Source organism: Streptomyces sp. NPDC054770 (assembly GCF_053611985.1).
Genome location: NZ_JBSHBL010000113.1, coordinates 21,073 through 28,148, shown reverse-complemented (window position 1 = coordinate 28,148; position 7,076 = coordinate 21,073). Strand labels below are relative to the sequence as shown.

Genomic DNA, 7,076 nt, shown 5'->3' with positions numbered 1-7,076 from the left:
CCCCTGAAGGGGCTCAGGGGCGCGGGGAACTGCGCGATCGGCCACGACGGCGCCGCAGCCGTACGACGGCCCTAGCCCGCCAGGGCGATCAGGCGAGCGGCCAGGTCGGCGAACGGGCCGTCGGTCGGCTCGTCCTGGACCATCCGCTTCACCAGCGCGGTCATCTCCTCGTCGTACGCCGCGCTCACCGCCGTCAGGGCCGCGAAGTCGTGGACGAGCTGTACCTCCAGCTCGGCGCGCGGGATGCGGCGGCCGTCCAGCCAGATCAGTGCCGTCGACTCGGCGAGCGAGATCCAGGAGCGGATGACCAGTTCGAGACGGGCCGGTGCCTCGGGGATGTCGAGGTGGGAGAGGATCTGCTCGTAGGCGACCTGGCGTACCGAGTCGATGAGCGCGTTGGTCGCCGACGAGCCCACCGCCGGGCCGCCGCGCATCAACGCGGCGAAGCCGGGCCCGTGTTCGTCGACGAAGTCGAAGAAGCGGCGCATCACACGCAGCAGCCTGGCCCCGAGCGGGCCCTCGTGCGGCTCGTTGAAGCGGCCCGCGAGATCCTCCGAGGCACGCTTCAACGCGGCCTCGTACAAGCTGAGTTTGCCGGGGAAGTAGTGGTAGACCAGCGGCCGCGAGATGCCCGCGGCCGAGGCTATCTCGTCGATGGAGACCTCGTCGGGCGAGCGACGGCTGAACAGTTCGAGGGCGACGCCGATCAACTGCTGCCGCCGCTCCTCGACTCCCATCCTGCGGCGTACCCCGGTTGTCATGCGAACACCTTACCGATCGGATCCGGCCTCCCACGGACCCGACCCTTCACGGGCGTTCACAGATCCAGCACAAGTCTCCCACTTCGCGCCCGTGATACACAGATGAGCATCGAGTCGGCACGCTCCGTGTCCGTCAGCAGCTCGTCCCGGTGTTCCACTTCCCCCTCCAGCACCCGCTGTTGACAGGTCCCGCAGAACCCCTGCGCACAGGAGTAGGGCGTGTCGGGCAGCTCGGCCCGTACCGCGGCCAGCACGGTCGAGTCGGCGGGGACGGTCAATGTCCGTCCGCTGCGCCGGAGTTCCAGTTCGAAGGCATGGTCGCCGCCGATCCCGGCGGGTGGCGCGAAACGTTCGAGCCGGACTGCCGGGAAGCGTTCCGCCACCGCCGCCATCAGCCCCTGCGGACCGCAGCAGTACACCGCCGCGCCCTCCGGGACGGTCAGCGCGTCCAGGTCCGGGCGCCCGTCCTCGTCCTCCGGGACGACCGTGACCCGGTCGTCCCCGGCCAACTCCGCCAGGAACGGCATGGACCGGCGGTTCCGCCCGCAGTACAGCAGCCGCCACGCCACCCCGTCCGGCACGGCCCGCATCATCGACAGGATCGGGGTGATCCCGATGCCCCCGGCCACGAAGACGTAGGACCCGGCCTCGGCGAGCGGGAAACGGTTGCGCGGCCCGCGCACCTCCAGCTCCATGCCCGCCACGACCTGCTCGTGCACCTCCCGCGAACCGCCCCGCCCGTCCGCGACCAGCCGGGTGGCGATCGTGTACGACGAGGTGTCGGCCGGGTCCCCGCAGAGCGAGTACTGCCGGACCAGTCCGGACGGCAGCACCACGTCGAGATGGGCCCCGGGCTCCCAGGCGGGCAACTGCCGTCCCTCCAGGCGCAGTTGCACGACCCCGTCGGCGACGGTCCGGTGCGAGGCGACAAGGAGCCGCAGCGCCCGGGAGCGCGGCCGCCCGGAGGTCGGCGGATCCAGGGCCGGCAGCGGCCACAGCGGGGAGGCCTCGATACGGCGGCGCAGGGCCCGCCGCGCGAGCAGCGCGGCGCCGGTGACGGCGACGACGGTCTGCAGTCTCGGCATCACGCGGCCTCCCGCCCGGCGTGCTCGGCGGCCAGCGCGGCGGGGGAGGCGGCCAGATAGGCGACCGCCTGCGCGGTGGAGCCCTCCTGGGACGGGTGGTAGCCGCGGCTCAGGTACCTCGGGATCGACCTCAGCATGTCGCCGGTGGCGGGGAGCGTGCCGCGCCGGCCGGCCAGACGGAAGTCCCGGAAGCGGGCCCGGCCGTCGACGAGCGTCGGGTCGTTCGCCATGAAGAAGCGGGCTCCGCGCTGCCACAGGAACACGATCGCCGTGAACGCCGTCGCCCAGGTCCGCGCCCGGCGCCGGTAGCCGCCGTCGAGGTGCATGAAGAGGTCGAAGGCGACCGACCGGTGCTCGACCTCCTCGGCGCCGTGCCAGCGCAGCAGGTCCAGCATGGTCGGATCGGCACCGCGCCGGTCCAGCTCCTCGGCGTTGAGCACCCAGTCGCCGAGGAACGCGGTGTAGTGCTCGATGGCCGCTATCAGCGCGACCCGTTCGAGGAGCCACCAGCGCCTGGCCTTGCCGGGCGGCAGGGTCCGGTCGCCGAGCAGCTTCTCGAAGAACCAGTCGACCTGCGCGGTGTACGGCGTCGGGTCGAGCCCCTGCTCCCTGAGGTGGGGCAGCACCTCGTCATGGGCCTGGGAGTGCATCGCCTCCTGCCCGATGAACCCGATGACGTCCGCGCGCAGCCGTTCGTCGCGGATGAGGGGCAGCACCTGCTTGTAGACGTGCACGAACCACCGCTCGCCGGCGGGCAGCAGCATGTGCAGCACATTGATGGTGTGCGTGGCGAAGGGATCGCCGGGCACCCAGTGCAGGGGGGTGTCCTCCCAGGCGAAGGACACATTGCGGGCCTTGAGCGCGATGTGCTCGGAGTGCACCGGCTGCGGCTGCTTGTTGGACATGGCGTCAATGTACTGACGGGTAGGTGACCTGAGAAGACCCTCGGCGAAGCTTGTTTACGTGAGCGTCAGCAAGGGTCTGTCGTGGCGGGGCGTTCCGGCGGTGCCGTACTCACCGCAACCCGTTGATCTCGCCGCCGTCCTCCAGCGTCCCCTTCAGCTCGGCCTGCGCCCCCTGCTTGGCCGCGGCCACCAGTGTCGTCCCCTGCGCCGTCGCCGTGATCCCGCCGGTCGCCCGGATCGACGCGGTGTCGCGGCCGCCCGCGGCCAGCAGGTACCACCGGCCGCCCGCGGACTTCCACAACACCCCGGCCAGCACGTGCGGATCACGCGGACCGCAGGCGGTCACATCGGACCCCTTGGCCGCGACCGCCCCGTACCGGCTGCCCGGCGTCCGGAACTGCGCCAGCGCCTCGGTCCCGTCGCCCCGCCAGGTCTCGGTGCGCGTGCACACCCACGACCCGGTGCCGCCGGCGTCCGGCAGCCGCTGCTCGGCGAACGCCCATGCGTTGACACTGCGCACTCCGGCCGACCGCTCCGCGGCCAGCGAGCAGGCGAACGGCGCCCAGTCGCGCAGCGCCGCCGCCCCCGAGGCCTCGCCGGTGTCGCCGGGCCGCCCGGCGGTGAGCCGGGCCGGCACCAGTTCGCCCAGGTCGGTCGCGAGGTGTGCGCCCTGTGCGTCGGTCAGCTGGAGCACGTTCCAGGACGTGCACGTGCCCTGCTGCATGGCGGGGCTGGCCAGCGGCCCGGTCACCCCGTCGGTCAGTCCGAGGTCCATCGCCCCGGAGTCCGGCTTCAGCAGGTCCCGCTCCGCCGCCTTGGTCACCCAAGGGGCGGTCAGATAACGGACGTTGCCGTCGGAGCGGCCCAGGACCAGCGCGCTCGCCCCGGCTCCGGTGGCGCCGTCGGCGCGGGCGAAGTCCAGGGCCGCGCCCGCGGTGCCGTCCTTCGGTTCGGCGTAGCGGGTGATGCGCAGACCGTCGTAGAAGATCACCACCCGGGCGCTGTCGACCACGCCCGCGTACAGCAGCTGCGGTGGTCCGGCCGGGCCGCCGGTCTGGGTGCCGGGGGTCGCCGAGACGCGGACGGTGGCGCCGGGGCGGGCCCAGACGGCGAGGGCGCGGCGCAGCAGCGCGGTGTCGCCGGTGAGGGCACCGCGGGCCGGCCAGACGGAGAAGTCGGTGCGGGCGGCGGTCTGCCAGGCGGCGGCCGGGACCTTCGTCAGCCGGGCCGGGTCCAGGGCGGCCTGGGCGGCCGGGTTCTGCGCGTACACCGGGGCGGCCGCGCCGTCGGCGCCCCAGCCGCCGCCCGGCAGCGCGACCAGCGCGCCGCACACCGCGAGGGCGGCAGCGGCGGCGAGCGCGGCCTTGGTGTGCTGGCGGCGGCGCATCAGGTCGGTGGGCCGGGCCTGCAGGGAACAGGGGTCGAACTCGGGGGAGTCGAGCAGCGGGTACTCGGCCGGGACGCCGTTGGCCTCGGCGAGTGCGCCCTCGGGGTGCTCGACGCCGACCGCCCGGAGGATCCCCCGGACGTCGCCGTCGGGGAGCTGTTCGAGACCGCGCAGCGCGTAGGCGGCCCGGGCCGGGCCGGAGAGGCCGGCGAGCCGCTGGTCCAGGGCGAGTTCGTCGGCGCCGCCGGAGCGCGGGAAGAGCCTGAGGCCCCATACCTGGGGGAGCAGCGGCGGCAGCTGGGCGCGTTTGGGCCAGGCGGTGAGCCGGAGCGGCCGGCCCGCCTCCAGTGCCGTACGCACCACTTCGAGGCGGACGAACGAGTACCCGGGGTCGGTCTGCCGCCCGTCCGACTGGGCCGGGATCACCGGGACCTGCCTGCGGCCCCGGGGCAGGGCCCGCTGGACCAGGGCGTGCGCGGTCAGGACGCGGCGGCCGCGCGCCGGCCCCGGCGGCAGCACCAGGTAGGCGAGCCGGACCAGCCGGGGGTAGTGCTCGACGAGCGCGGCCTCGGCCTGCTCGACATCGACGGCCGGATGCGGGGCACCGGCGGAGGCGGCTGCGTGACGCTGGGCTACATCCTGTGACTGCACGTCCTGAAGAACGAGCGACCCGTTGGTAGGTCACCGCCACACGGGTGACACTCGGATACCGCACGATGTGAGCGCTTCGCGGCCTGGAGCCGTATCGAAGGGGACGGGCCCCTTGAAGGCACCCCGGGGCCGGCAACGCGACCGGAGGAACAGATGAGGTTGACCCGACCGATGCTCGCCGCGGCGGGCGCCGTGGCCGCCCTGGCGCTGGCGGGCTGTGGATCCGGAGACGGCAAGGCGGAGGCCAAGATCCCGGTCACCGCGACCGGCAGCCTGGAGAGCCTGGCCGCCAAGGTGAAGTGCACTCCCGACATGCAGATCGACTCCGACGAGGTCCGCCAGGCGATCTGCAAGGTCTCCGCCGGCAAGTTCGTCTTCGCCACCTTCGCCACCGACCGCGGCCAGCGCGAGTGGATCAACGACGCCAAGGACTACGGCGGTTTCTACCTCGTCGGCCGCAAGTGGGTCGCCGTCGGCACCGACAAGGTCGTCAAGGCGCTCCAGACCACGCTGGGCGGCGAGGAGGAGATCGGCGTCGACCACAGCAAGCACACCAGCTGAGGACCGACCGGCCGGGCTCTGCTCGGCCGGGGTCCGCGGCACATGCCGAACGGCACATACGAAAGCGGGCGGTGGGAGAATCCCACCGCCCGCTCTCGTGTTACCGGCTGGCTACTGCTACTGGCACTTCTTGCCGGTGTTGATGCAGTTGGCGATCTTCGCCGCCAGGTTGTTCTTGGTGACGCTGATGAAGTCGTCGTGGTCGGTCGCGGCCTTGTGCAGCTGCTCCGGGAAACCGTCCACGGCGTAGGCGTTCTTGACCTGGCCGTTCACGATGCTCGGCTGGGCCACGTTGTACACCAGACGCATGGTCAGTTCCGGGATCGCCTTGAAGCCGTTCGGGCAGACACCGCTCGCGGGGTCGGGGAAGGCCACGTGCGTACGGTGGTTGGCGCTGTCGATGTTCACGCCGTCCCAGCAGTTCTGGAAGGCGAACGTACGCACCACCTGGCTGCCCTGCGGGCAGATCGGGTACTGCTGGGTCAGCTGGACCTTGTTCTCGAAGCCGGTGCAGCTCCAGTGCGCGTTGGCGTTGGCCAGACCGTTGGTGGTGGTCTTGGCGTCACCGGTGATGATGCGCAGGAACTGGGGCATCGCGGTGACCTTGCTGGCCGGGCTGCCGACGTACTTGATCTGCGCCTGGACCGGCGTCAGGATCTTGCCGACGTTGCCTTCCTTGCCACCGCCGTCCGCGTTCGCGTCGAACTCCTGCGAACCGTCCTGCTCACGCACGACCGGCCAGTAGTACGCCGAGAGGTCACTCTGGTTCTGGCAGCTGGAGGGGGCGGCCAGCAGCGAGTCGTTCGTCGAGAACGCGTTGACCTTCTGGTTGCCGACGTAGTCGTGCTCGTGGTGCGCGCCGTTGGTCACGCCGGGCGCCACGATGACGTTGTCGGTGTTGTGGTTCTTGTTCTGGTTCGTGCCGCACCTGGTGGTGAAGGTACCGGTCGAGGCCTGGCCGGTGTTCTGCGGCTTGGCCAGGACGTTCGGCGCGACCTTGGTGATGTCCACGAAGTCGGCCGCCGACGGGCCGTTGCCGGCCTGTCCGCCGGCACCGACGTCGACCGGGGTGCTGGCGCTGGCGCTCGGGGCGGCGCTGGCCTGGCCGTTCCCGTTGTTCTGACCGCCGTTGTTGTTCTGGCCACCGTTGTTGTTGCCCTGTCCGGCGGTGGTCTGGTTGGCGGCCTGCGTGGTGCAGGCGGCGAGCTGCGACAGCGAGCTGTCGAACTGGCCGCCGACCCGCGTGATGTCGATCCTGATCCGGTCGATCGTGGCCGCCCGCTTCTCCTTCAGGGGGCCGATGATCGCGTTCTGCACGAAGTTCGCGTCGTGCGCCTGTGCGTTGCGGGTGGAGGCGAGCCGGGAGTAGGCCTCGGTGATCTGCTTGTCGAGGTTGGCCAGCTCCTTTGCCACCCCCATCTTGGCCTTGGCGGGCACGTTCTTCAGCTTCTGACCGACGTCCGGGCAGGAGATGGTCGCCACCGTTGTGGAGGCGGACTTCACGTAGTTCTGCGCCGAATTGTTCGACTCGTGAGCCGAAGCGTTCATCTGCGCATAGAGCAGCCCGCCCCCGCCGAGTGCTACAGCCGCCGATGCGGCTATGACCTTGATGGTCAGCGGCGAACGGCGTTTGCGTATGTTGCGTCCCATGGAACTCCTCAGACCTTCCTTGCGGGGCGGCATCGAGGCGCCCGACAGGAGTGAAGCGGCGTCCTCTCATACGCAG

The 7,076-nt window shown here is 71.4% G+C and carries 6 protein-coding genes; 1 reads left to right on the top strand and 5 read right to left on the bottom strand.

The features are described from left to right. Positions 1 to 71 precede the first annotated feature (71 nt). The 4 genes from ACWGKQ_RS47895 to ACWGKQ_RS47880 form a co-directional block, all read right to left on the bottom strand. Complete coding sequence (locus tag ACWGKQ_RS47895; protein WP_453298409.1) at positions 72 to 761, bottom strand: TetR/AcrR family transcriptional regulator; 690 nt, start codon at positions 759 to 761, stop codon at positions 72 to 74. Positions 762 to 817: 56 nt separating this feature from the next. Then, positions 818 to 1,846, bottom strand: coding sequence for a PDR/VanB family oxidoreductase (locus ACWGKQ_RS47890; protein ID WP_453298408.1), 1,029 nt, complete (start codon positions 1,844 to 1,846; stop codon positions 818 to 820). Then, positions 1,846 to 2,751, bottom strand: a complete 906-nt coding sequence (locus tag ACWGKQ_RS47885) for a metal-dependent hydrolase (RefSeq protein ID WP_453298407.1) — start codon at positions 2,749 to 2,751, stop codon at positions 1,846 to 1,848. The genes ACWGKQ_RS47890 and ACWGKQ_RS47885 overlap by 1 nt, the downstream gene beginning before the upstream one ends. A 109-nt stretch (positions 2,752 to 2,860) precedes the next feature. Beyond that, a complete protein-coding gene (locus ACWGKQ_RS47880; RefSeq protein WP_453298406.1) occupies positions 2,861 to 4,789 on the bottom strand; it encodes a hypothetical protein in 1,929 nt (642 codons plus the stop codon). Between the two features lie 153 nt (positions 4,790 to 4,942). Between ACWGKQ_RS47880 and ACWGKQ_RS47875 the strand changes: the two genes are divergently transcribed. Then, a complete protein-coding gene (locus tag ACWGKQ_RS47875; protein WP_453298405.1) occupies positions 4,943 to 5,350 on the top strand; it encodes a hypothetical protein in 408 nt (135 codons plus the stop codon). Positions 5,351 to 5,467: 117 nt separating this feature from the next. Here ACWGKQ_RS47875 and ACWGKQ_RS47870 read toward each other — a convergent pair whose 3' ends face one another. After that, complete coding sequence (locus ACWGKQ_RS47870) at positions 5,468 to 7,000, bottom strand: DUF1996 domain-containing protein (protein WP_453298404.1); 1,533 nt, start codon at positions 6,998 to 7,000, stop codon at positions 5,468 to 5,470. Positions 7,001 to 7,076: the final 76 nt, after the last annotated feature.